Below are 23,178 nucleotides of genomic sequence, written 5' to 3'. Positions count from 1 at the left end.
TATAAAGATTTATTGGTTAAACCTTACTTACCGATGTTAGCGAAAGTCGGGGTAAGAGCAACACAACCAGCGCCCTTGGCTTCAGACTTAAATTTAACATCAGCACCCTTAGTTGCATCACTTGACTTAGAAAGTGTGACGCTCCAGTTAACACCAGCCTGGCATTCATTCAAGTTAGCAACGTTTTCTGCAGTCCAGCCAATTTTTTCAGACTTCAACTCATCTTGAGCTGCGGCTTCAATACCACCTACATCATACTTGAAGTTTACAGTCTGGCTAGCCTTTTCACCGCTCGGAGCAAGGTAGCCAATCAACTGCCAGCCACCAGCCTTGTTTGCTTCAGAGAAGTAAGCCTGCTGGAGCTTTACGTAAGTACCAGCTGCCGGGCCGACTTCAGATGCCTTGGACTTAGCAATCATACCGAAGAGTTTCGGAACTGCGACTGCTGCGAGGATGCCCATGATAACAATCACGACCATCAATTCAATAAGGGTAAAACCTTGCTTCTTCATAGTGTATCTCCTTGTTTTAGTTACACATTCTTGTTGTGAGCGTTACCGCTCGTTTACATTGGATAATATACCTAATTTTTCGAGAAAAGCAATACTTTTGTCAAACTTTTGTCACGTTTGTGTCATGACTGGGTCTTTTTTGTGACTGATTGCACATTTCCATCAAAAAATTGGATTTATTTACCAAATTTCGATGCTCTATATATAGATATTTTTTTACGAAAAAGAGTCTTTCGCTACGTTTTTTTACTCCAAGTTGGAATAATTATGGCCCCAAAAGCCCCATTTTAGCGTTTTTCGCCGTAATAAAATCTTTACATCATTAATAAAACAAACAACAATACTCGTCATAAGTAACATACAGCAAATAGTGTTTACCTTTTTGAAGGGCTAAAATATCCTTGACAAAAAAAATGCCTCCCGTAGGAGGCTTTCCCTGAAAGAACCAGAGTCATACTATATATAATATAGGCAGAATATTTATAAAGGCTGCAAATTACTTTATTATGGAATCTGCGATAACGACCTTGTTGCCGCCCGCCTGCATAGCCATATGCAAGGAGGCTTCTGCGGTATAGATTAAAGAACCGGCATCGTTAGCATGTGTCGGCATCACGGCAACGCCCATACTGAGTGTCGTCGCAAGGATTCCGTCGCCATAAGCGATCTGGAGCTGCGAGATTTCGTTGCGAATGCGTTCGGCGCGGTTCCTCGTAATATTGAGGTCGGCACCCGGCATAATCACGCAGAACACGTCATCGGAGTAGCGGCACGGAATGTCTTCACCGCGAATGTAGTTCGGCAAGCGCTGTCCGAGTTCCCAGAAAAGCTGTTCCACAGCATGGCGCCCTTGTTTGCTCTGCACGGCAGGTATTGCATCTGGGTAAAGCATAGCAATGCCAATCGGCGACTTGTGGCGCACGGCTGCAGTGATTTCGCGGTTAAGCGATTCTTCCATATAACGTTTGTTAAAAAGACCCGTCAGCATGTCACGGATACTGTGCTGTTCAAAGCGCATGTTCAGGTCCTGGTTCGCCACATAGAGCCCAAACGCAGCCGTAACGATGCTCACCTTCGCCTGCCAGTATTCCTTAGTTTCGGTTTCGGGGAGCTTATCGACCTGGAGAGTCAGAATGCCAAAGTGTTCTTCGAGGCCTTCAATCGGGGAGCAAATGGCAATGCCCTTCGGGCGATGGTGCAAGTGCGTGCAGCCGCTCGAAACATCGGGCGAGTTGTAATCGGTCACAACGATATCGCCGGTGTTAAAGCTTGCGCATTCGGCAGGCGTCATGGTCTCATCGCTAATCACGTTCGGGCCAAAGCGGAAAATCTGCGAGAGTTCGGTCTGCACGCCACCGTACATATAAAGCACACCGGAAGCCCCCGGGAAAAGTTCCGGTAAAAGCTTCTGCATGGCATCGACAACTTCGGTGAACGGACGGTTGCGCAAGACTCCAAGCTTAAAGGCGTTCCAAGCTTCAAGCGGGAACCCGACCTTGACGGCAGCCGCATCGAGTTTTTTGATTGAGACTGGCACAGGCTGATTTTTAAGCGCTTCGGAAGCAGGAATCGCCCCCGGCGGGAGCGGATTTTTCTTTTCTTCTTGCAAGCGGACAGACACATACTGAGTGTCCTTCGGCTGCGGCTTGTTCAGCACCTCGTTAAAATCGTTTTCGATTGCTTCTATCTGCCTGCGGCAGACGGTATAGAAAACGAAACCGAGCACGGCACCCCAGGCGCCGACAAATACAAATTTCGCCCCAAAAGACATGGTTTCTTCGGGGACGACGTAAGCTGCAATAACGCCCATTAAGAAGGCGACCAACCAGAAAATATATTTAACGATACTCATATTATAAAAATATTAAAATATTATGGGGTATGGCAATAAAGAATTATTAAAACAGCCCCTTAAAAAAGTACGATTTATCTCAAAAGAAATTTTTTCAGAGATTATCCCATATCTAAAGCAAAATCGTCTAAAGATTTCACCTGTATAGTCGGAAAATTGACCTGCTTAAGCTCCAAAAAATGAGCATCATTTGTCACGATGTAATCAGCTTGACTAGCAAACGCACAATCAACAAATTTATTATCATCAGGATCCTTCTTAATCAGGTTAAGTTTAAAGAACGGATCTTTACGAACTACATTCTCTGAAAACTCCAAAACTTTCATGAATAAATTTGCAGCCACAGGTGATGCAAGCATTTCCAAGATTTCTTCATATTCATGCACAATTTCATTAGATACACATAGCCAATATTCTTCATTCAAAAATTTTTCATAAAGAAAATGGTACTTGCTATGACGCCCTAACATTTGCAAAAGGGCATTCGTATCCACAACAACTTTTAGCTTCTTATCCACGATATGGAGTCCGTAGATGTTCAGACTGCAACTCGTCCAACTTCTTTTGATCTAACGTTCCATCAGCCCACAAACGGTCAAGCTCCTTTTCTAATCTTTGGGCATAGAATTTCTTAAGCGTTTTCATCAAAGCGCTTAATTCTTCTTCGCTAGATACATTTGCGAAAGACTTCAAAACCAACATCTGAGCTGGGTTTATCTCAGTCAATGTCATATCTAAGGCCATACCAATACCTCTCTATCCAATATACATTAAACCCAAATGCAAGTCAATAGAGCCAGTTTCATCTCCCCCATTCTATTCTATATTTATCCACATGACTATCCTTGAAAAACTTGCTCTTGCACTCCCCGCTGTAGAAAGTCCCGCCCGCTACATGGGCGGCGAAGCGAACAGCGTCATCAAAGACCATAGCAAAATGCTTGCACGTATGGCGTTTGTGTTTCCGGACACTTACGAAATCGGCATGAGCAATAACGGGCTGCGCATTCTGTACCATGTGCTCAACCGCGAACCGGACCTGCTTTGCGAAGTGGGTTTTGCACCGTGGGACGACATGGCTAAAGAGATGAAAAAATACGACATTCCGCTATACACGCACGGGAGCTATACTGCAGTCAAGGATTTCGAAGTCGTGGGGCTTACGCTCCAGACCGAATTGAATTTTACGAACGTACCTTACGTGCTTGAACTCGCGGGAATCCCGGCATGGCAAAAAGACCGCGCTGAGACAGACCCGATTGTAGTCTCTGGCGGCCCCGCCATGGGGAACCCGGAACCAGTCGCCGATTTCTTTGACGCGTTCATGATTGGCGATGGCGAAAAGCTGATTGTTGAATTTGTACGTTGCGTTGGCGAAGGGCGCAAAGCAGGTCTCAAACGCGCTCAAATTCTAGAGAATTTATCTAAAATAGATGGGGTGTATGTACCGAGCCTCCGCGAAGTAGTCAAGAACGAATACGGCGTTATCGTTCCGAAAGAACCCGCTAAAGGTTCCTACGAAAAAACTAACGGTGTACGCCGTCAATTTATTCCGTATCTCGACCCGAAAGACTACCCCATCAAGAACTTGATTGCGAACATGCAACTTGTCCACAACCGCTTTAGCGTGGAAGTGATGCGCGGTTGCGCACAGGGTTGCCGTTTCTGCCAGGCAGGCATTTGGTACAGGCCATGCCGCGAGCTCAACCCGGACGATGTTTTAGATATTGCAAAGGCCGGCATTCAAGCAACAGGCGAACGCGAGCTTGGGCTTTTGTCGCTCTCGACCGCAGACTACAAGCCGGTCGAATCGCTTACAGACTCCATCATTGATGATCCATTTTACGACAACGTAGATGTAAGCCTCCCGAGTATTCGCGTCAACAGTTTTGGACAAAGTCTCGCCGAAAAGGTTGCCGCGCTCAAGGGCGGTCGCAGCGCCACGTTCGCCCCCGAAACAGGTTCCGAACGCATCCGCAAGATGATCAACAAGACCATCAGCGACCAGGACATGTACGATGCGGCAGAACATGCTTTCTCTAGCGGGTTCAACAAAATCAAGCTCTACACGATGATCGGGTTCCCGACGGAGAACCTGGATGACATGCAGGCTTTCTGCGAGCTCATTTTCAACCTCGTGAAAATCGGCCGCAAGTACAACCGCGGCATCCAAATTGCAGTGAGCATAGGCATATTGATTCCGAAATCGTTTACGAGCCTGCAATGGGCGCCGTTTATGGACAAAGAAACGGCACTCAACCACATCCGCTACGTGCGCGAAAAGTTCTACAAGCACCCGAACGTGAAAATCAACTGGGCCGCCTGGGAAACGAGTTTCCTCGAAGCCGTTTACAGCCGCGGAGACCGTTCGCTCGGGCCTGTTATTTACGCCGCTTACAAGAAAGGCATTATCTTCGAAAGCGACAGTTACCGCTTTGATTTTGACAAGTGGCTGCAAGTTTGGGACGAATGTGGATATGACACAAGCTGGGTTTATCGCGAACGCGACAAGGACGAAGTGTTCCCTTGGGACTTTATCCACGCAGGCACGTCCAAGCAATACTTGCGCCGCGAATGGGAAAAAGCATTTGACCCGACTTCGGCACCAGTGCCGAACTGCAAGTGGGGCGACTGCCAAAAGTGCGGCATTCCTGGCTTTGGCCAGGAAATCGTCCTCGCGGACGATCCTGTGCGCCACAAGGCGCCCAGCCGCACTCCCGAAGAAATCAAGAAGCTCGTTGCAGACCGCCGCCCGAGCCAGAAGGTAAGCTACAGCTACAAGATTACGTTCAAAAAGACTGGCATCAGCAGGTTTCTCCCGCACCAGAACATGCTCAGTTTCTTCGAGCGCACATTCATCTGTGCGGGCATCCCTATCAAGTTCAGCGAAGGCTTCAGCCCCAAGCCGCGCATTGTGAACATGGGCGCCTTACCGCTCGGGCTCGAAACATACTGCGAAATCATCAGCGTCGATTTGCTGCAACCGCTCGACATCTCGCCCGAAGGCAAGCAAAAGACCATTGAAAAACTTAGCGCTCCATTCCCGCATGGCATGGAGATCGTAGACATAGAACCGCTCAAGGAAAAGCTTTCCAAGCATTTCCCTACAGCAATTATCTACCGCCACACGCCAAAAAGCATCCCCGCCGACCTCATGGAAAAGTTCGAACAGAAAAAATTCCCGGTGGTTACAAACCACCGAGGCCAGCAGATGGATTTAAACGAATTGGTAGCAGGACTTGAAATCAAGGATGGGACAATCTATATCCGCGTCAAGTGCAATAACCAAGGAGCAACGGCAAGCCCATTCATCATCTTTGCAGGATTACTCGGCGTCGAGAACGACCCGACAAAGCTCGACGAAGCCGCCCGCCGAATCCTCGTTGCAAAGATTGCCATAGAATGGTGAGCTGATAACACAAATAAAAAGTTCTATTCGAGATTGGAATAATCATTTTATCCGTCCGTGCCTCCATTTCTTTCATTTTACTTATATTTAAATTACACAAATGTTTTAGAAGGGGAAATCATCATGAAAAAATTGATTCTTGCCGCGCTGACGGCGTTCGTCCTCTGTAGCTACAGTTTTGCTCAGGACAACAATTATACTCCCGTCTCAAAGAACACAGCCAAAGAATCTTCTGGTGAAAACAGATCTCTTGGTATAGGTCTTAACCTGACAGGCCTTCTTCTTATGATGCAAGGAGCCGACTTGGCAGGCGTCTCTTTGACAATCCGTCCAACGAACAATATATTGTGGAGCCTAATCTTTGGATTCATACACCGTGGTGAAACAACAACCAAAACCGATGGATATGAAACGAAAGGAGGTAGTGCTAAAACAATCTTTTCTATCGGTACGGCATTAGACTTAATCCTCGTCAAGAAAACCGTTCCATTCTCTTTGGGAGGCGAGTTCGTGTACAATAACTTGGATGACGATGTTTCTAGAATTGACTTTGGGATTATGGCCGGACTTCACGGTGAAATCGCCCCAAATGTAATCCTCTCAGGAAAGTTTGGACCTGCATTTATGAACAACTTCAGCGAAAGCAAATATTCTAAATCTAGCCGTCTTGACTTCGCTATGGCTTATAGAATCTATGTGACCTGGTTCGCGTTATAACTAAATCGCATTTTTCAAAAGAGACCGCTCTCCGAGCGGTCTTTTCATAAACAAAAACGGAGCATGTTTAGCTCCTTGACTAAATCCTTAGTGAAAGCATCTGCTATTCCGCAGGGAGAATAATCTCGATGTGGTTCGTGCTGACGTTCAGGAAGTGCGTACGGAACAGGTCCTTTTCGTTCCTGTCACAAACGCGCACCTGAGTCACCGCGATAAAGTCCTTGTTTTCACGGATATAGTCCGTGAGGCGCTCGTCACGTAACGTGTCGATTTCGCCTGTTATGACAAAATTATCTGTCCACATTTTTACTAGCATACCATTAATATATAAAAGTTACTCCATGTAAGATGAAAAAAACTTTACTTTTTGGTCCACAAAAGCGATTTAACGTATATTATTACTAAAAATCAAATAAAAAAAGAGGTTAAGTATTATGGCGCCAAAGAAATTCCGCCCAAAACCGGGTCAAATGGCATACCACAATGCCGAATTTATGGAAAGCGACGCAGCACGTCCCATTCGAATTCTTTCTGAATTTTTTTCCCCCGCACAAGTTTTTGCTCAAGAAGAAATCAAGAATTCTATCGTGTTCTTCGGTTCTGCACGTACACTCCCGCCCGACGAAATCAAAAAGCGTCGCAAGGGCTGCAAGGATAAGAAGGAACTGGCCCGCTTAGACCGCCTGTCTAAAGTTGCCGATTCCTACAATGCCGCACGCGATCTTGCCGCAAAGCTCGGCAAGTGGATCAACAAGCGCCATCAAGGTTACGCCATCATGACGGGTGGCGGTCCGGGCATCATGGAAGCCGGCAACCGAGGTGCGACCGACGTCGGAACGCCGTCTATCGGCCTGAACATCAAGCTTCCTTTCGAACAACATTGCAATCCTTACATCGACGACGAGCTCAATCTGCAATTCCGTTATTTCTTTATTCGTAAATACTGGTTCTTGCGCATGGCTCGTGCACTGGTGATTTTCCCCGGCGGATTCGGCACTCTCGACGAAGCCTTCGAAATGCTCACGCTTATCCAGACCGACAAGTACGCCCAGCAGATGCCGGTCGTTATCTTCGATTCCAAGTTCTGGAAGAAGGCGCTCAACTGGGAATTCTTCGCCGAAGCAGGCATGATCAACCCCGAAGACCTCAAGCTGTTCAAGTTCTGCGATACGGTCGATGAAGCCTACGACTTCATCACATCGAAGCTCGAAGAACAAAGCGAAGGGCAGGTCACGTTCACCCATTCCCCCGCTAGCGACGAGATGTAAAGGCTTTTTTAGCCTATTATAACCTTGTCAAGCCCGCCTAAAGGCGGGTTTTTGCTGTTTCCCGCACCGTTTTTGCCATTCCCAAAGCCGACAGGGAATCTCCTTTTCTACATTCTATATATGTTCTGGAACAATTTGGCAGAAACGATAGACAGGGTTTCGCGCAACTTGGCGCTACGCCCGAACTACACCATGGCGGAATACCAGCGGTGGTTTGACCATAACCCGGACTTCAAGCACAATGGTAACGCCGAACGCATCGAGCTCATCGAGCCTCTTTCGCTCGAAGGCACAAACCAGCTATACCGAGCCAAACTCTGGATCCAACACCCGCGCGACGAAAAGCGCTATGACGAAAAAGAAATCGTCGTAAAGATTTGCAAGTACTGGGCACCACCTGGTAAAAACCGTCTGCACCGTTTGAACATGCTCCTGAGCGCATTCCAGGATGAAATCCGCATCAACAACCTCATCCGCGCAACAAATATCGAAGGAGTGGTGCAATCTTATGGCGGCGGCATCGCAGGTCGCCACCCTTACCTCAAGTTGGAGTTCATCAAAGGGTGTTCACTCGACAGAGTCATCAAGCCCAAGCTTACGGACGAAGAAATCGTGAAGCGAGTCGCCCAAATGGCCTACCTCGCAAACACCATTAGCCAGCTCCATTATTATCAAATCGTCCACAAGGACATTAAGCCCAGGAACTTGCTCTTGTGCCAGAACCCAGCGCACAAGAACAACCACAAGATTTTGCTTTGCGACTTTGGTTACGCCCAGGCAAAGATGCGCGAGACAGTCACCGAAGGCGGTGGACTTTCATCGCCTAGCTACAGCGCTCCCGAACTCGCCCAATCTAGCGAAAACATCACCTGCGCAGTAGACTACTTTAGCTTTGGCGCAGTGATGCACGAATACTTGACCGGTGTAAAGCTCTACCCCAAGGCAAAAGAAATCTACACAGAAGAAGGCCGACTTATCACCAAGCGCTACATGGAATATATCGAAAACGGCCGCGAAAACGTGTTTAACGACGAACGCTTCCCGGAAATTCACGACTGGATTGACGCGCTCACCACATTCGACAGCACCGAACGCATGAATAAAAGCCCGAACCTGTTTACCATGGCCCACAAGCTCCGTGAAGAGGTCAATGCCGTCGGATTTCGCGACGTGAACACCGATTTTTTGTGGAATCAGTTAAACGAGTACAGCAAACGCGCTTTTTAACAATTAATCTTCTTACTATCTACTAATGATTTGTTTATATTCATTAGCATGAAGATAAAATTGAAAACACTCCTAAAACCGTTCCGTTTTTTCAAGATCCACCATTACCTGACGCTTTTGGTAATTTTTGGCATTGGGGTATTCAACTTCGAAACCACACTCGATCCCCAAATCCAAGAATTCAGGCAAAAAAAAGAAATCCACGAATCATTTGAAAAGTGGTGGAACGAGGAACGCGCCCAAGAATTTAAAAACGTAGGGCTCACCCCAAACGACACCATCAAGGCGCAAGAGTTCGAACTCTACAAGGAGCGCTACAAAGTCGAGAATCCCACACCGATTATCGAAGACCGCATTGAAGAAATGAAAGGCGAATTTCTCGATTGGTGGGAGAACCAAGGCGGAAAGGAACAATATGCTGCAGAACACGGCAACTTCCCGACCGACAAGCAATACGAAGCCGAACTCAAGAAATGGATTAACAATTACACGGACAAATTCATCCGTTACCGTTGGGCTTATATTCCAAGCCGAGGAAACTCCGAAAGCTTCTTCACATGCGGTTTGCTCCTTCCTAGCCTTTGGTCCTTTATTTTCTTTGCAGTCTGCTTCATGTTCGCGCTGATTCAACTTGAAAAACGTTGGAATACATTATTCGTTTATGCATACGCGATTGTAATCACAATCATAAGCGGGTTCTTTGTAGATATTCTGGTGAACACATCGTTCTTTGAACATTTTGCATCGCAACGCTACATTGGCGTAAGCCTGATGCTCTGCTTCTTGCTGGGAGCAAACACATTCGACAAAGAAAAAGACGCTATTCCCTCTTATGTCTGCAAGATTTCAGAATTCGGCCTTGCCATCAGCATGGCAATCGACTGGTTCTTAAACCCAGGCATTTTCAATGCAGTCGCCGTAGAATCCCCCATATTCTTTGCTTTGGGCGGAGTCGCAGGTTACTTTATGCCTCACCGCTCAGAAAACGATTCTACCCAAACAACAGACAACGCACAAAGAGCCGAAGAAACCGTATCGCCGGGCGAACGCATTCGCAATATGATTACTAAGGGTCTCGAAGCAGCCAACAATGGCGAAACCGAAAACGCAGCGCGAATACTCCAATACGGGCTAACAGCGCTTTTGCGAGAAGAACCTGTCAAGTTCCAAGACGTAAAGGACGCCGCAAACAAAATTGCGGGCAGCTACGCCGAATTCCCAAGCCTGCAATGGCTTGAATGGGGCGCAACCGCAAAGCAAAAGAACATTCCCGAAGCAGCCATCGTATTACTCGAAAAAGGAATCGCCAAAGAAAAGGACGCGATGCTCATACGCCGTGCGCATTTGGATATTGGGGAACTTCGCATAAAAACAAAGCTCGACATTAATGTTGCTATGGAACACTTGGAAAAGGTCCTCAAAGAAAAAGATGACGACAAACTTGCCGAACAAGCGAAAAAGCTCATGGAAGAAGGCAGGAACATTCTCGTACAACAAGCTTACGCCGGAACCAAAAAGTTCAAGGTGACAAACTAGAATGTTCAGACGGAGCCCGCGTAAGCGGGTGAAGACAAGTGATTTTACCAAGAATTAACTGAATCCATCGTCCTTGCGGGACTCAGGAAACGTCAAAACATTCTTACTTTACGATGAACTTTTTGGCAGACATGCCGCCAACTTGTACAAAATAAACTCCGCTATTGAGCGAGCTTACGTTCATTATCTCGTTGCGCGATTGCGCAACTTTTTTCATTTGCACTTGACCACGCACATCTAAAATTTTGACAGTGCTACCGATAGCCGATTTCGGCAAGTTCATCGAAAGAGTCTTGCCGACAAGCGATACGCCAAAGCTTGCCGCAGCGACACTCTTCGGCAGCGCAGATTTCTGCTGTTCCACTTTCTTCGAGACTTCGTCATAGCGTTCCACGAGCGCCATCAAATACCAAGTGCTGTGCGGAAGCCACTGTTCGTCCCAGCGCCACACCTGCCAAGATTCCTTCATCGCATCAAAGCCCACGGCAGCAACGCCATCGTCAGTCCAGGCAATGCCCGAGCCATCCTGATTCTTACCGGTAATGCCATTTGCAATACCCCCCTCAAGCGTTGCGTCATATTCCGACTGGCCATCATACTTCTTCGGATTCTTGGTTCCCTTGCCGTACATCATGCAAGTGGCATACGGATTCTTGCCCAAAATCCAGTCGAGCTGATCCGTCGCATATTTCTGCACACTATCAGCAATACTCCCATTCAAAGCACGAGCTGCATACATTGCCGCAGCAGAAAGGCTTGCAATGCGAGCGTCTTCGCCCTGCCACCAATAATTGCTTTCATTGTCATGCGGAATAAAGAAGCCATCCTTAACAGCTCCTTGAGTCTTGTAAGTCTGGCGAGCATAACCGAACGGGTTTTCAACCTTATTCGTAATAGAAACAAGCCAGCTATAATGTTTCGCAATAGCGTCATGGGCAGCCGACAAAAGCCTGTTGCTGCATTCGCACCCAATGCAAGTTGGGCAAAACCACACATCGACTTCATCAAATTTATTTTCTTTTAAATAACCAATAGATGCTTCAATTTCGGCATAGCGGATAAGCGCAATTAGCGGGAGCCCCGCATCACTGGCATGCCAGAACGGGCGGGTCTTTGCATCATCGCTCCAGAAATAGCCATCTTCACTCAAACGACCTTCAAGATGCTTTGCACGTTTGCGCGCATCCTTCAAATACACGCTGTCTTTTGTAGCCGCGTAAAGTTCCGTTGCCGCCAAAAGCGCCGTGTAATCGTCGATGATATTTTCTTTGTGGTCATCGCAGTAAGCGCAATCGCCGCCAATGCTCTGTTTTTCGGACAAATGCTTATACGCTTTTTCTGCGGCAGCCAAATACTGTTCGCTCGTAAAATCGCCCTTCAACTTAAGCCTTGCCGCACTCGCAAGTCCCGCAATCGCCATGCCACCACCTTCGCGGAAAGCCGTCTGGTAATCAGCACTCTTGATACCATCGGAACCGGAAAACGCACAAATTTCACGTTTACCCATGGGCGATCCCCAGTTGTCAAAAACAGTCATGTAGAAGAAGCCTTCTTCCGAGAGCATGCGCACCAAGAAATCTGCACCGTAAGCCGCTTCATCAGTCGTTTTTGCCTTTGTCGCAGTCGAGCCAAGCAATTTCGGGATGCGTTCCGAAGCAAACGCAAGCGACCAGACCGTTAGCGGAATTTGCTGCGGGTTCAAGTAGTTCGCATAAGAAAGGTGGCTGAAATATTTGCTCACGTCACCACTGGCATCGTACCAGCCGCCATGAACATCCACCTTTTTGCTGGAATTATAAACACCCATGCTCTTGTCCCAACCTTCAACAGTTGGGTCATCCGCACGGTCATTGTAAAAGTAATCGAGAACCGTTGCAAGCGTATTTTTTGCCAAAGCATTTTCGCCCACCGTAAATTCACTGGAATTTTGCGGTTGTCCGTTCTCGGAAACTTGCAAAGTGTACTTACCAGCAGCAAGCCCCTTCAAATCAGCGACATAGAACTTACCGTTATTGAGCCAATTGTCCGGATTCGAGCCTGCCGAAAGCTTGCCCGTCTGCACGGCAGCACCATTCGACATCACGCTAAATTCAGCGCCATCCGAGAGGTTATCGCTCTTGACAATTACAGAAATCGGTTGGTCAACATCGTAACCCACCTGGTTGTAATAAAACTTGGTATCAGCAGAAGCTGCACTCGCGCCCAAAAAAACCGCGGCAGAAAAAATCGGGGAAAGCTTATATATATACATGCGCTAAATATAGATTCACGAAGCTTTGGAAAAAAGTAAAATAAACCTCATACGAGAAGGAGATTCCTGCTCGGAGGCGGGAATGAGGAAAAGATGGAAACAGCAAACATTCAACGCATAATTAGCGTAGATTATAAAATTAACCACTTTTAATTCAACCCAAAGGCGTTCCAAAACGATCTAAAATTGCAATTTATTTGGGATATTTTACAGCAACTGATTCAAGACAAGAATGCACCCCGATGCTTTCGCAACCTAAAAATACTAAAAAACAGCACGATTTCACGCGATTCAACGCAAATTTTACGTTAATTATTAAATATTTTTCAATTGCCTCAAAAAATTTATTGACCATTCCAATATCAAAACCTATGTTTGCGATGTAATTGAAATATGATTGGATTCTTCGCGATTTTATCGCTCAGAATGACGTCTAACGCTACATTAACCTCAACCCCAAAGCCGCTCGCGGCGATCCCAAACCTCAAAGCGAAGCGACCCCACAGCCACTATGTACTACGAAACAATTAAAGTTCTCGACTGCACGATCCGCGATGGCGGCCTCGTCAACAAGCACGATTTTTCTCTTGAATTCGTGCGTAGATTGTACACCCTTCTTACCGCAGCCGGCGTAGACTACATGGAAATGGGCTACAAGAACTCCCCGGAACTCTTCGACCCGAAGGAATATGGCCCGTGGAAGTTCTGCGATGACGACCTGCTTTGGAAGGTCAAGGACGGCATCGAATCCAACATGAAGATGGCAGTGATGGCCGACGTGGGTCGCGTCAACATGGACGCCGTGAAGCCCGCCGCCGAAAGCCCATACCAGATGTTCCGCGTGGCAAGCTACGTGAAGAACATCGACAAAGGCATCAGCATGGTGAACGCATTCCACGACATGGGCTACGAAACCACGCTCAACATCATGGCCGTGAGCCGCGACCGCGGTCCGGAACTTGACGAAGCCCTCCACCAGGTCAACGAAGAATGCAAGGCCGACGTGCTTTACCTCGTCGACAGTTTCGGAGCCTTCTACCAGGAAGATATCGATAAGGAACTCGCACGCTACAAGGGCATCGTGAAGAACAAGAAGTTCGGTTTCCACGGTCACAACAACCAGCAGCTCGCCTTCTCCAACACGATTCAGGCAATCATCAACCATGTGGACTACCTCGACGGTTCCGTGTCCGGCATGGGCCGCGGCGCTGGCAACTGCACCACCGAGCTCCTCCTCGGCTTCCTCAAGAATCCGAAGTACGATTTGCGCCCGGTTCTCGACGCTATTCAGGAACTCTTCTTGCCGTTGCAGAGCAAGTACGAATGGGGTTACATCATCCCGCAGATGATCACGGGCATGCTCAACCGCCATCCGCAAGACGCTATCGCCGTCCGCAAGACCGAAGACAAGGACAAATACCGCAAGTTCTACGAACACATGATTAACGACTAGTACAAATGGGGATGCGAAGTAGGCCACCAAGAACCTAGCGCCGCAAAGCGAATACTAACCACATTACAAAGTGCGCACCTGCGCACTTTTTTTTATTTATCCTATTTGCAACGTCATTCGTTTTTTATAGATTTATTTTGTACAAGATTAGTTTTTTGTAAAGCAAGGAGGAAATATGAAATTACTGAAGGCAACAATTATCGCAATTTCTGCGTTTACAGCAGCCATCTGCGCTGAAAGCAAGTCCGACACCACTCTAGATTTCTACGTACTCTTACCGCAAAACCAATATTGGGTTCAAGCCACCCCTATAATCAACGAAGACGGCAAAGACCGCGTACTCGAAATAGACCCAGAAAATTGCGGATGGTATTACAGACGCTACGTCAATGAAAAACTACCCTCAAAAGTTTTCATTCACGCCGATAACGACGAGACTATGGCACACGCAATCGGATTCGGAGGCGAAAAAGACGCCAATGCAGGCAAAGTACCTGAAGCAATAAACCTAGATGCGATATTTAAAATTTATGACAAACAGTTAGGTACTGATGAAAAAAAACTGTATTTCATCGCCGACGAGAATACCGCCTCCTCACTCCAAGGAATCGACTTTGGCTGGTATACAACAGACCCGGGAATTATCGGAGACTGCCAATACATTTTGACGTCCGTCATCTACGACACCGACGCTTCTTTGCACGGCGCATTCAGTTGCGGCCCAAACTGGAACGGAGCACTAACTAAAGCCCAATCTCACACCAACGCCTGCTTCTACCCCAACGTCAAATATCCCGTTATTACCTCAGATTCCGCTGAGATGCCCTGCATGGGCGTAACCCAAGGCATGGTCAAGTCAACACTCGACTCTGTTTCGAAAAAGATGGAACTCACTGATATCGGACGAAAATGTTTCGGAGCACAAGCAGACGAAGCTTTCGCCGCCATGTTCAATCAAACTGACGGAGTAAACGAAGCGAGCTGTTACGAAATGCTTGTTTCCAAATCTTCAGACAACAAATGGGCTTTCTACTCTGATTACACCTACGTAAACGGGCTCAAAAATCCTGTTGCAGGAGGTTTCTTCCCTGTAGAAAATTCCGACGAAAACGTCCTAACTTTCGACCCGAACCAAAAACAACTTCCAGAAGCACGAACCAAACGAAAAGCAGAAGGGCCGATTTTCTACGGTCCAGAGCTCCGCAAAATCGATTCCACAGAACACACACCTATTTTCAATCTGTTCTGCAGCGGTCCCGGTTGGGACAAAGGTTACAATTGCAATGGACTTTTTGACGACGGCTACGAAACAGAACTCGCCATACGAGACAGCTTGAAGCTCGGCCAACACGATTGTATTTTCGGATGGAGTTGCGATTTCCAAGATGCAGCGCCCGAAGGAACACCCATTTACGTCACAGGTACAGAAAAACCAAGTTCACCAGCGCAAGGCGCAGCCGCATCATACCGTTGGACATCCGAAGTCGATGGGGACGGAAACGGCGGAAGAAATCACCATTTTTGCTCTGAAACTCATGCACGATTCAAATTCAGAAAGAACGCGACATTCAGCATCAGCGGAAACGATGACATTTGGGTATTCATCGACAACAAACTCGCAGTCGATCTTGGCGGAACACATCTTGCCGCCCCCGCTTACGTTGACTTGAATAAATTCTTACCCAAAGCTACAGAAGGCAATGAATACGACATTGACATTTTCACATGCGACCGCCGCACGACAACAAGCAACTTAAACATCAACACAAACTTGTATATTTATCAAATAGATGTATTTAAAATTAAAAAAGAAGAAAGGTTCTTCAAAAAATGCAGAGTCATCACAAAAGACAAGTGCGGAAAGCCCATAGATTTCGTTTGCGATAATCCGGAAAATCAATTCCACGATAGAACAATCACATACTTGTTCACCACAGACCCAACGGGTTCCGACCCCACTAAGACCATTATTAGCGAAGCAGAATTTGCAACAAAACCCATTCAGCTAGACGGAGCCATCAACGTTTCCGACCCAATCCACCCTGTAATAGACCAAAACAAAATATTAAACAGTTTAACCGAAGGTTCGTATTACATCATCGTCAAAATAGACTCTAACCAAACAATTTTATCAACATTCACAGTAAAAGGCAAAGCCGCCATCGCAGAGCGTAGCACCAAAGCAAACAGCAAAACATTCCATGTCATGAAATCAGGCGCTCTAGAAATCACAATTACTACAGACAAATCTAACAGAGCAAAGCAATACGCCATCATGGATATGAAGGGGCAAGTCATTTCCGTCGGATCGTTAAACAGCAACGCAACTCGCGTAAAAGTTCCAACCACAGGCCACTACATTGTAAAAGTCGAAAAAAGTTACAAGCGCGTGAACATAAAATAAGCAGCAATCTTATTAAGCGGAAAAGAGCTCTCGGCAAAACCGAGAGCTCTTTAGTATAATGAATAAAGAATAAATTCAACTACTTCAGAATCACGCTCTTTGCGTTTACCATACCGTTTTGTTCAACCTTCACGATATAGCGACCGCTGGGAACCATTCCAGCATTCCAATTGATCTGATGAGAGCCTGCCTGGAGATTCTTTTCAGAAACATTGGCGATAACGGCACCATCGACACCAACAATGGAGACCTTCACATCGCCAACAGACTTGAGTTCAACTGCAACGGCATTGCGGTTCAGCCCCTTAATTGCCGGAGCAAACGGAGCTGCTGTAACATACTGCATTTGAGAATAGTCTAAAGATTCAGAAGCGCCAGCAGACTTAGCCAAAGCTCCGCCTTTCCACTTAATCACATGGTAATAAGTATTATCTCCGTCTTCCACAATTTTCTTCGCATTTTTCTTTACATCAATATTCGACGGATAGAACGAATCATACCAAATCATCAAATTTGCATTGTTGTTCATACGCCTTTGGTCGCATTGCGTACCGAACTGAGTCTGATAGCAGAACATATCTCCTTTAAGATGGTTATCTTCGTCATCAATCTTGATTTTGACATGCGCTATGTTGTTTTTGTCGCTATTATAATTAGAAAAAACGCCATACTCCCTTTCAAAAGGATACTTACGACTCGCCTTACTATCTTTCGGAACATAGCAGTATTCCAATGTAGCGTTGTCATCGACAACGCTCGGTCTGACTACACTTGATTTCTTAGGAGAATTGGCATTATTATCATCTTCCGTATCATGATGACGAGCAAACGGATACGAGCCAGAAGGGCAAGACGCATCCAGTCTCAACACAACATAATCATAACGGACTTTTGGAGCAGAAGAGACATTCTTGACGCAATAGGTAAACTTCGCGTGACCACTACTAAGAACGACTCCGCTGTTGGGAAGGTCAGCATACTTACCTTCAACAACGCCAGTACGGTTATTATCGTCTTCCACATCAAGGTCTATGGTAAATTGTCCATTGCACTTGACATTAACGCCATTTTTCAAAACACCTATTTTCGCAGCAAAGCTACTATTAACAGAAAGCGCTAAAGCAACCATTAAATATTTACTTTTCATACTTATATTCCTTTATTTTAAATAAGCAAATAAAATATAGAAAAACATTATTCATTTTTAATACAAAATCATTTTATTTTACAAATAACATTTATAGCACACTAAATGCAACATTTATAGTACAAAATAGACTTTTTTAGTCTTTTTATTGTAAACAAACGTATAATACAAAAATGTTTCCCTACAATGTAGAGAAGCATTTCAATTCAAAAAGAAATTTTTACGAGCTTACTTCAGAATCACATTCTTTGCGTTTACCATACCGTTTTGTTCAACCTTCACGATATAGCGGCCACTCGGAACCATTCCAGCATTCCACTTGATCTGATGAGAGCCCGCCTGGAGATTTTTTTCTGCAATATTGGCAACAACAGCACCGTTGACACCGACAATGGAGACCTTCACATCGCCTGCAGACTTAAGGTCTACAGCAACAACACTACGGTTCATGCCCTTAACAGCCGGAGCAAGCGGAGCTGCGGCAACAAGCGTATTTTCAACAGCAATATTATCAGCACTAGCAACCCCCGAACTCTTTGCAAGCATAGCGTTGTTCGAGCCAGTCCACTTAATTGCAAAATAGTTTGTATTCGCGGTTCCATACATAATTCGCCCAATGTCTGTTTGATAACCATACGTTTCCGTAGGGAAGTTCCAATAGTTACTATTGCCACTATCCTCATCATCAATATAAATTTGGCTTCTGGCAATATTTGTACCAGAGTGATAAGCGAAAACGCCATATTTCTTATCGAACGGATATTTGCGAGTAGCATTAACATCCTTAGGAACAAAGCAATATTGCAATTCCGCATCAGCATCAACAATATTAGGCCATATATACCCCGACGATTCATTCATGTTATTATTATCTTCAGCATCATGATAACGGGTGAACGGATACGATCCCTGCGGGCATTCTGAATCAAGCTTCAAAACTATATAGTCAAAAGGAACACGCGGAAGCCTTTCATACGCGACAGAGCAATACTTAAACTTGATATAACCATCGCGTATTTCAACACCCAGAGGATGCGTATTACCGCTCGCTATTTTAGTTTGATTACCCGAATTTTCTACATCAATTTTTATAGTCGAGACTATCGACCTCGGGTTATGAGACGCATAATCTGAGCAAGTCGATTCATCCGTCAAAAGACCAACTCTTCTTTGATTATCAATTTGCAAATGTTCATGTCCAGGAATTGTGCGATCCATGCTAAAAAGGACTTGTCCAGACAAGGATTCAATAACATATCCCAATAGTACATGACCATATTCACTCCAATCATCGACGCCATATTCATCATTAGGATCATAAATTCGAAGAGAGAACGATCCATTTTGTGGGAACCCACCACCAGCAGGAATTCGAACATTACTATAATCCAGCACCGCTCTATATTGAATTCCTGAAAGTCTTTCAAAAGTGACAGATCTTGGCAGCACAGCATTATCCGCTATATAATTACCAGACCATTGATTTACAGCCTCATAACGTTTAATATCAGCACTAAATTCCGCACCTGGAGCACCATTAAAGTAATAGTAAAATTTAAATCCTGATACCGCTTTTTTGGTATCATTGCTCAAATGGAAACGGCCACCAGCCCCTCCTGAGTAAACATGCCCCGCTTGAAATTCAGCAAAGCACATGGACGCAGCCAACATCATTGAAAGATATATTTTTTTCATTTTTTCTCCTTAATAGTTAATGTTGTATGAAATAATATAACCAAGATAATTTTAACTTGCAAGAACAACAGTCAAAACATTTTAAACAAATTTTATTAAAAAAAAGAAAAAGCGTATAATAACAATACGCTTTGTGAATTTATACGATAAATAATAATACGCTTTAATATTTCATACAACAAAACAGGCTATTATAGTCCATCTAGCTTAAGCAATTTTGCCATATCATTCGAATTAATTTCGAAGTCTAATTGGGCATTTTGGCGAATGCGATCATCGTGAACAGATTTAGGAAGAGGAAGCAGTCCAAGCTGTAACACAAAGCGACTTGCAAGTTGCGGCACCGAAACATGATACTTTTCAGCAATGGCACAAATTTTAGGCACTTTCAAAAGGCGCCCAGTCGCATTCGGAGAATACGCTTCAACCAAAATTCCGCACTGTTCACAAAAATCAATCAAATCTTTCGGAACATGCCCAATGTGCACACGAATCTGATTCACCGCCGGAACCACACGCGCTCCAGCAAGCAAGTTGTTCAAGTCACTAATTTCAAAATTCGATACGCCAATCGCACGGAGTTTTCCAGCCTCGTACGCCTCTTCGAGAGCTTTCCAAACTTCGAGATTTTCTTTATAATAGCGGTTCCCTGAAGTCGAATCCATTTCGCTCCACGGGCGTGGTGCATGGATGAGCATCATATCGATATGGAATGCGTCTAGACGATCCATCGATTCCTGGATACAGCGCACGGCATCATCATAATTTTTCACTTCGGCCGGAATCTTCGTCGTGACAAAAATACTTTCACGATGGATTCCAGTAGACTTTAACGCAGCCTTGAGTCCAACCCCAACTCCAGCTTCGTTTTCGTATGCAATTGCAGTATCAATATGGCGATAGCCAGCCTCAATAGCAGCTGCAACAGCCGTTGCAACAACATCATTTGGCGTTTGCCACGTTCCTAACGCAATTTTCGGGATTCGCTGACCATTATTCAGCTTGTAAAATTCTTCAAGTACCATATCGCCTCCAAACTTGTACTAAACTAATATAAATACAAACAACAAAGTCGCGCGATGATTTTGTCAATGACCTAATACCACATTGGAATATTTACAGGTGTGAAAGACGTGCCTTCGGCACAGTAAACAGTGATTAGTAAACAGTGGTTAAGTAAACAGGATAATAAAATGAAAAATTAAAGATGAAAAATTAAAAATGGTAATTCGATTTTTAATTCTTAATTATTCATTTTTAATTTAAACCCTAACTGATGCTTGATCCTTGACACCTAATCACTAACCACTTCCTACCGCCTACTTATCTATCGTCTTAATTTCGTCTTGGGTATAGCGTTTGGCGTTATAGGGGTCGATATGGACCAGCGCATCCACAACGTTTTCGTCGGAATCAATCAATCGTTGTTCCACTTCTTCGGCCACGTCATGAGCATCTTTCAAAGTCATTTGGTCATCCACGACAATATGAACATCTACATGCAGGTCACTTCCAACGTAACGAGAACGGAGTCCATGCAAACTAATGACTTTCGGGTGTGAAAGTGCCAAATTTCGTAAATTTTCAAGAATCTCTGGGTTCGCGCCGCGATCTACTAGCTGATGGAGCCCCGGAGCCGCAATTTCAATCGCCGAATGCATAATAAAAAATGCCACAATCAACGCACCAACGGAATCCGCAAACCACATCTCCGGGAGCAAAATGGCAAAAATAACCGCCACTAGCACCGGAATCGAACTAAAGGAATCGCTACGGTGGTGCCAAGCATTCGCTTCTAGCGCCTGGCTACGGATTTTTCGGCCCGCATTGCGCGTGTAACGGAATAGCCCCTCTTTCACAAGGATGGACGCGAGCGCCATAATCGCAACCGACATTTCCGGATGCGACACTTCGCCCGCCAAAAGCGCTAGAACGGATTTATACCCAATACCTACACCTACAGCGGCAACCGCAAGCCCTATGCCAATAGTGACAAGCGTTTCGAATCGCCTATGCCCATAGGGATGCTCAGCATCGGGCGGGGAGTTCCAAAAATGGCTCCCAACGATAACGGCAACATCAGTCGCAAAATCAGATGCACTGTGTATAGCATCTGCAACAAGCGCTTGGGAATTTCCAACAACGCCAACGACTAATTTAGCAACAGAAAGTGCAGCGTTCCAGCCAAGTCCTACCCAAGTTACCTTGCGGACTTCTGCACTGTCGTCTTTTTTGCGTACGCGAGTCATACCCTTTAAGCTAGAAAAATTGCAACCTTATGCGCACCCAATTCATCAAAATTGCTGTAATAAAAAATCAATGTTTCTATTTTTTTAATGCTTATGAAAAAACTCTTGAAAACCATCATCGTTATTGCCGTGCTCGCGGCAGTCGCCTTTGGCGTCAAATCATTCTTCTTTAACACAGATGCAACAAGCCAAGCAGGTGCACTCATAAGCACCAAGGTAGTCACGGACACTATCAAGACGACCATTTCGGCAACGGGTACGTTGGAACCGGTCGACCAGGTGGAAGTCGGTACGCAGGTTTCTGGCGACATCGCTAAAATTAACGTGGATTTCAATTCCAAGGTCAAGAAAGGCCAAATCATTGCGGAACTCGACAAGTCCAAGTTGCAATCGACTTTAAAGCAGACGACGATTTCGTACAAGAGTGCCGAAAACGACTTGAACTACAAACAAAGCACGTACAACCGCATCAAGAGGCTCGCCGAGAGCAAGAGCGCTAGCGCCGTCGAACTGGAGCAGGCAGAATACAACTTAAATGCGGCCAAGCTTTCCGTTGAACAACGCAAGAACGAAGTCGCTCAGGCAAAACTGAACTTGAGCTACGCCACCATCAAAAGCCCGATTGACGGCATTGTCTTAAAGCGAGCCGTTGATGTAGGCCAGACGGTTGCAGCCTCCATGAGCACCCCGACATTATTTGTAATCGCTAAGGATTTGAGCCAGATGAAAGTCATGGCCGCCGTTGACGAAGCCGACATCGGACAAGTTAAGACAGGCCAGCGAGTCACGTTTACCGTCGATGCATTCCAGAACGATACGTTCAACGGCACCGTGCAAGAAGTTCGCCTGAACCCGACTACGACCAGCAATGTGGTAACTTATACGGTCGTCATCACGGCTGAGAACCCGGAACAAAAGCTTTTGCCGGGCATGACCGCCACCTGCACTATTGTCACGCAAGAAATTACGGACGCCGTAACGATTCCGGTCAAGGCACTCAAGTTTACGCCAGCTGCAGGAACCCCGATGATGGATCCAAAAGACATGCCGCGCCCACAGCGCCCGAAGACAGCCGAAGCTGGAGACAATTTTCCGCCACCGCCACCAGGCATGGGACCAGGCATGGCCGGTCCGAATGCCGGAGCCAAGAAAAAGCACAAGAAGCCTAGACTTGAAGGCGACCACGTGTGGATCAACATCAACGGAAAGGCAGCACCGCGCCGCGTGAAGATAGGTTTAAGTGACGGCGTGAACGTCCAGATTTTACGCGGGCTAAACGTTGGCGATTCCGTTGTTACAAGCCAAGAAACGATTTCGGAAAAGGGTGTAAGCGAAACAAGCGCTAAAAGCCCGTTCATGCCACAGAGACCAGGGAAAAAGAAGAAATAGTTGGCAGAACTTAGTTGGTAGTAGGCCCTCGATTTTATAATCGAGGGCTCTTTTTATATGAAAAGCCGC

Annotated in this window: 18 protein-coding genes; 8 read left to right on the top strand and 10 right to left on the bottom strand. The window is 45.9% G+C overall.

Annotated features, from left to right (window positions below):
- Positions 1-23: 23 nt before the first annotated feature.
- The 4 genes from HUF13_RS01580 to HUF13_RS01565 all read right to left on the bottom strand — a co-directional run bounded on the left by HUF13_RS01580 (position 24) and on the right by HUF13_RS01565 (position 3,108).
- Positions 24-512: a type IV pilin protein gene (locus HUF13_RS01580; RefSeq protein WP_173473496.1), complete on the bottom strand. Its 489-nt coding sequence runs from the start codon at positions 510-512 to the stop codon at positions 24-26.
- 496 nt (positions 513-1,008) lie between these two features.
- Positions 1,009-2,364 (bottom strand): GGDEF domain-containing protein, encoded by a 1,356-nt coding sequence (locus tag HUF13_RS01575; RefSeq protein ID WP_173473495.1) that lies wholly within the window; start codon positions 2,362-2,364, stop codon positions 1,009-1,011.
- A gap of 101 nt (positions 2,365-2,465) precedes the next feature.
- Positions 2,466-2,882, bottom strand: a complete 417-nt coding sequence (locus tag HUF13_RS01570) for a putative toxin-antitoxin system toxin component, PIN family (protein WP_173473494.1) — start codon at positions 2,880-2,882, stop codon at positions 2,466-2,468.
- Entirely contained in the window at positions 2,875-3,108 is a 234-nt protein-coding gene (locus HUF13_RS01565; protein WP_173473493.1) for a hypothetical protein, read from the bottom strand. The genes HUF13_RS01570 and HUF13_RS01565 overlap by 8 nt, the downstream gene beginning before the upstream one ends.
- Before the next feature lie 91 nt (positions 3,109-3,199).
- On the opposite strand from HUF13_RS01565, the gene HUF13_RS01560 reads away from it, so the two are divergent.
- Positions 3,200-5,773, top strand: coding sequence for a TIGR03960 family B12-binding radical SAM protein (locus tag HUF13_RS01560; protein ID WP_173473492.1), 2,574 nt, complete (start codon positions 3,200-3,202; stop codon positions 5,771-5,773).
- Positions 5,774-5,896: 123 nt separating this feature from the next.
- Entirely contained in the window at positions 5,897-6,490 is a 594-nt protein-coding gene (locus HUF13_RS01555) for a hypothetical protein (protein WP_173473491.1), read from the top strand.
- 103 nt (positions 6,491-6,593) lie between these two features.
- Here the strand turns inward: HUF13_RS01555 and HUF13_RS01550 are convergent, their stop codons facing one another.
- Positions 6,594-6,794 carry a hypothetical protein gene (locus HUF13_RS01550; RefSeq protein ID WP_072830187.1) on the bottom strand — a complete coding sequence of 67 codons (201 nt, stop codon included), beginning with the start codon at positions 6,792-6,794 and terminating at the stop codon, positions 6,594-6,596.
- A 130-nt stretch (positions 6,795-6,924) separates the two neighbouring features.
- Here HUF13_RS01550 and HUF13_RS01545 point away from each other — a divergent pair, with 130 nt between their 5' ends.
- From HUF13_RS01545 to HUF13_RS01535, 3 genes are read left to right on the top strand one after another with little or no spacing between them, the layout of a single operon-like run.
- The gene (locus tag HUF13_RS01545) at positions 6,925-7,758 is read left to right on the top strand and encodes an LOG family protein (RefSeq protein WP_173473490.1); all 834 of its coding nucleotides are present in this window, start codon (positions 6,925-6,927) and stop codon (positions 7,756-7,758) included.
- A 51-nt stretch (positions 7,759-7,809) separates the two neighbouring features.
- A complete protein-coding gene (locus HUF13_RS01540; RefSeq protein WP_304038694.1) occupies positions 7,810-8,985 on the top strand; it encodes a protein kinase in 1,176 nt (391 codons plus the stop codon).
- A gap of 48 nt (positions 8,986-9,033) precedes the next feature.
- Positions 9,034-10,521: a hypothetical protein gene (locus HUF13_RS01535; RefSeq protein ID WP_304038692.1), complete on the top strand. Its 1,488-nt coding sequence runs from the start codon at positions 9,034-9,036 to the stop codon at positions 10,519-10,521.
- Between the two features lie 103 nt (positions 10,522-10,624).
- Here HUF13_RS01535 and HUF13_RS01530 read toward each other — a convergent pair whose 3' ends face one another.
- Positions 10,625-12,772, bottom strand: coding sequence for a glycoside hydrolase family 9 protein (locus HUF13_RS01530; RefSeq protein ID WP_173473488.1), 2,148 nt, complete (start codon positions 12,770-12,772; stop codon positions 10,625-10,627).
- Between the two features lie 511 nt (positions 12,773-13,283).
- Here HUF13_RS01530 and HUF13_RS01525 point away from each other — a divergent pair.
- Together HUF13_RS01525 and HUF13_RS01520 are read left to right on the top strand one after the other, a co-directional pair.
- Complete coding sequence (locus tag HUF13_RS01525; protein ID WP_173473487.1) at positions 13,284-14,225, top strand: aldolase catalytic domain-containing protein; 942 nt, start codon at positions 13,284-13,286, stop codon at positions 14,223-14,225.
- 175 nt (positions 14,226-14,400) lie between these two features.
- Positions 14,401-16,629, top strand: a complete 2,229-nt coding sequence (locus HUF13_RS01520) for a fibro-slime domain-containing protein (protein WP_173473486.1) — start codon at positions 14,401-14,403, stop codon at positions 16,627-16,629.
- Between the two features lie 79 nt (positions 16,630-16,708).
- On the opposite strand, the gene HUF13_RS01515 is transcribed toward HUF13_RS01520, so the two are convergent.
- From HUF13_RS01515 to HUF13_RS01500, 4 genes are all read right to left on the bottom strand, one after another.
- Positions 16,709-17,776, bottom strand: a complete 1,068-nt coding sequence (locus HUF13_RS01515; protein ID WP_173473485.1) for a hypothetical protein — start codon at positions 17,774-17,776, stop codon at positions 16,709-16,711.
- A 228-nt stretch (positions 17,777-18,004) separates the two neighbouring features.
- The gene (locus HUF13_RS01510) at positions 18,005-19,471 is read right to left on the bottom strand and encodes a hypothetical protein (protein WP_173473484.1); all 1,467 of its coding nucleotides are present in this window, start codon (positions 19,469-19,471) and stop codon (positions 18,005-18,007) included.
- Positions 19,472-19,662: 191 nt separating this feature from the next.
- On the bottom strand, positions 19,663-20,496 hold the full coding sequence (locus HUF13_RS01505; RefSeq protein ID WP_173473483.1) for an aldo/keto reductase: 834 nt from the start codon (positions 20,494-20,496) through the stop codon (positions 19,663-19,665).
- 294 nt (positions 20,497-20,790) lie between these two features.
- Positions 20,791-21,720, bottom strand: a complete 930-nt coding sequence (locus HUF13_RS01500; RefSeq protein ID WP_173473482.1) for a cation diffusion facilitator family transporter — start codon at positions 21,718-21,720, stop codon at positions 20,791-20,793.
- Positions 21,721-21,813: 93 nt separating this feature from the next.
- On the opposite strand from HUF13_RS01500, the gene HUF13_RS01495 reads away from it, so the two are divergent.
- Positions 21,814-23,109 carry an efflux RND transporter periplasmic adaptor subunit gene (locus HUF13_RS01495; RefSeq protein WP_173473481.1) on the top strand — a complete coding sequence of 432 codons (1,296 nt, stop codon included), beginning with the start codon at positions 21,814-21,816 and terminating at the stop codon, positions 23,107-23,109.
- Positions 23,110-23,178 lie beyond the last annotated feature (69 nt).

Source organism: Fibrobacter succinogenes (assembly GCF_902779965.1).
Lineage (GTDB): Bacteria > Fibrobacterota > Fibrobacteria > Fibrobacterales > Fibrobacteraceae > Fibrobacter > Fibrobacter succinogenes_F.
The sequence above is the reverse complement of the archived record's forward strand: the minus strand, read 5'-3'. Positions and strand labels throughout refer to the sequence as shown.

Bases quoted from the DNA above. Each gene is read 5' to 3' on its own strand.
- HUF13_RS01580 (WP_173473496.1), bottom strand. From the start codon at position 512: ATGAAGAAGCAAGGTTTTACCCTTATTGAATTGATGGTCGTGATTGTT.
- HUF13_RS01575 (WP_173473495.1), bottom strand. From the start codon at position 2,364: ATGAGTATCGTTAAATATATTTTCTGGTTGGTCGCCTTCTTAATGGGC.
- HUF13_RS01565 (WP_173473493.1), bottom strand. From the start codon at position 3,108: ATGGCCTTAGATATGACATTGACTGAGATAAACCCAGCTCAGATGTTG.
- HUF13_RS01560 (WP_173473492.1), top strand. From the start codon at position 3,200: ATGACTATCCTTGAAAAACTTGCTCTTGCACTCCCCGCTGTAGAAAGT.
- HUF13_RS01555 (WP_173473491.1), top strand. From the start codon at position 5,897: ATGAAAAAATTGATTCTTGCCGCGCTGACGGCGTTCGTCCTCTGTAGC.
- HUF13_RS01550 (WP_072830187.1), bottom strand. From the start codon at position 6,794: ATGTGGACAGATAATTTTGTCATAACAGGCGAAATCGACACGTTACGT.
- HUF13_RS01545 (WP_173473490.1), top strand. From the start codon at position 6,925: ATGGCGCCAAAGAAATTCCGCCCAAAACCGGGTCAAATGGCATACCAC.
- HUF13_RS01535 (WP_304038692.1), top strand. From the start codon at position 9,034: ATGAAGATAAAATTGAAAACACTCCTAAAACCGTTCCGTTTTTTCAAG.
- HUF13_RS01530 (WP_173473488.1), bottom strand. From the start codon at position 12,772: ATGTATATATATAAGCTTTCCCCGATTTTTTCTGCCGCGGTTTTTTTG.
- HUF13_RS01525 (WP_173473487.1), top strand. From the start codon at position 13,284: ATGTACTACGAAACAATTAAAGTTCTCGACTGCACGATCCGCGATGGC.
- HUF13_RS01520 (WP_173473486.1), top strand. From the start codon at position 14,401: ATGAAATTACTGAAGGCAACAATTATCGCAATTTCTGCGTTTACAGCA.
- HUF13_RS01515 (WP_173473485.1), bottom strand. From the start codon at position 17,776: ATGAAAAGTAAATATTTAATGGTTGCTTTAGCGCTTTCTGTTAATAGT.
- HUF13_RS01510 (WP_173473484.1), bottom strand. From the start codon at position 19,471: ATGAAAAAAATATATCTTTCAATGATGTTGGCTGCGTCCATGTGCTTT.
- HUF13_RS01505 (WP_173473483.1), bottom strand. From the start codon at position 20,496: ATGGTACTTGAAGAATTTTACAAGCTGAATAATGGTCAGCGAATCCCG.
- HUF13_RS01500 (WP_173473482.1), bottom strand. From the start codon at position 21,720: ATGACTCGCGTACGCAAAAAAGACGACAGTGCAGAAGTCCGCAAGGTA.
- HUF13_RS01495 (WP_173473481.1), top strand. From the start codon at position 21,814: ATGAAAAAACTCTTGAAAACCATCATCGTTATTGCCGTGCTCGCGGCA.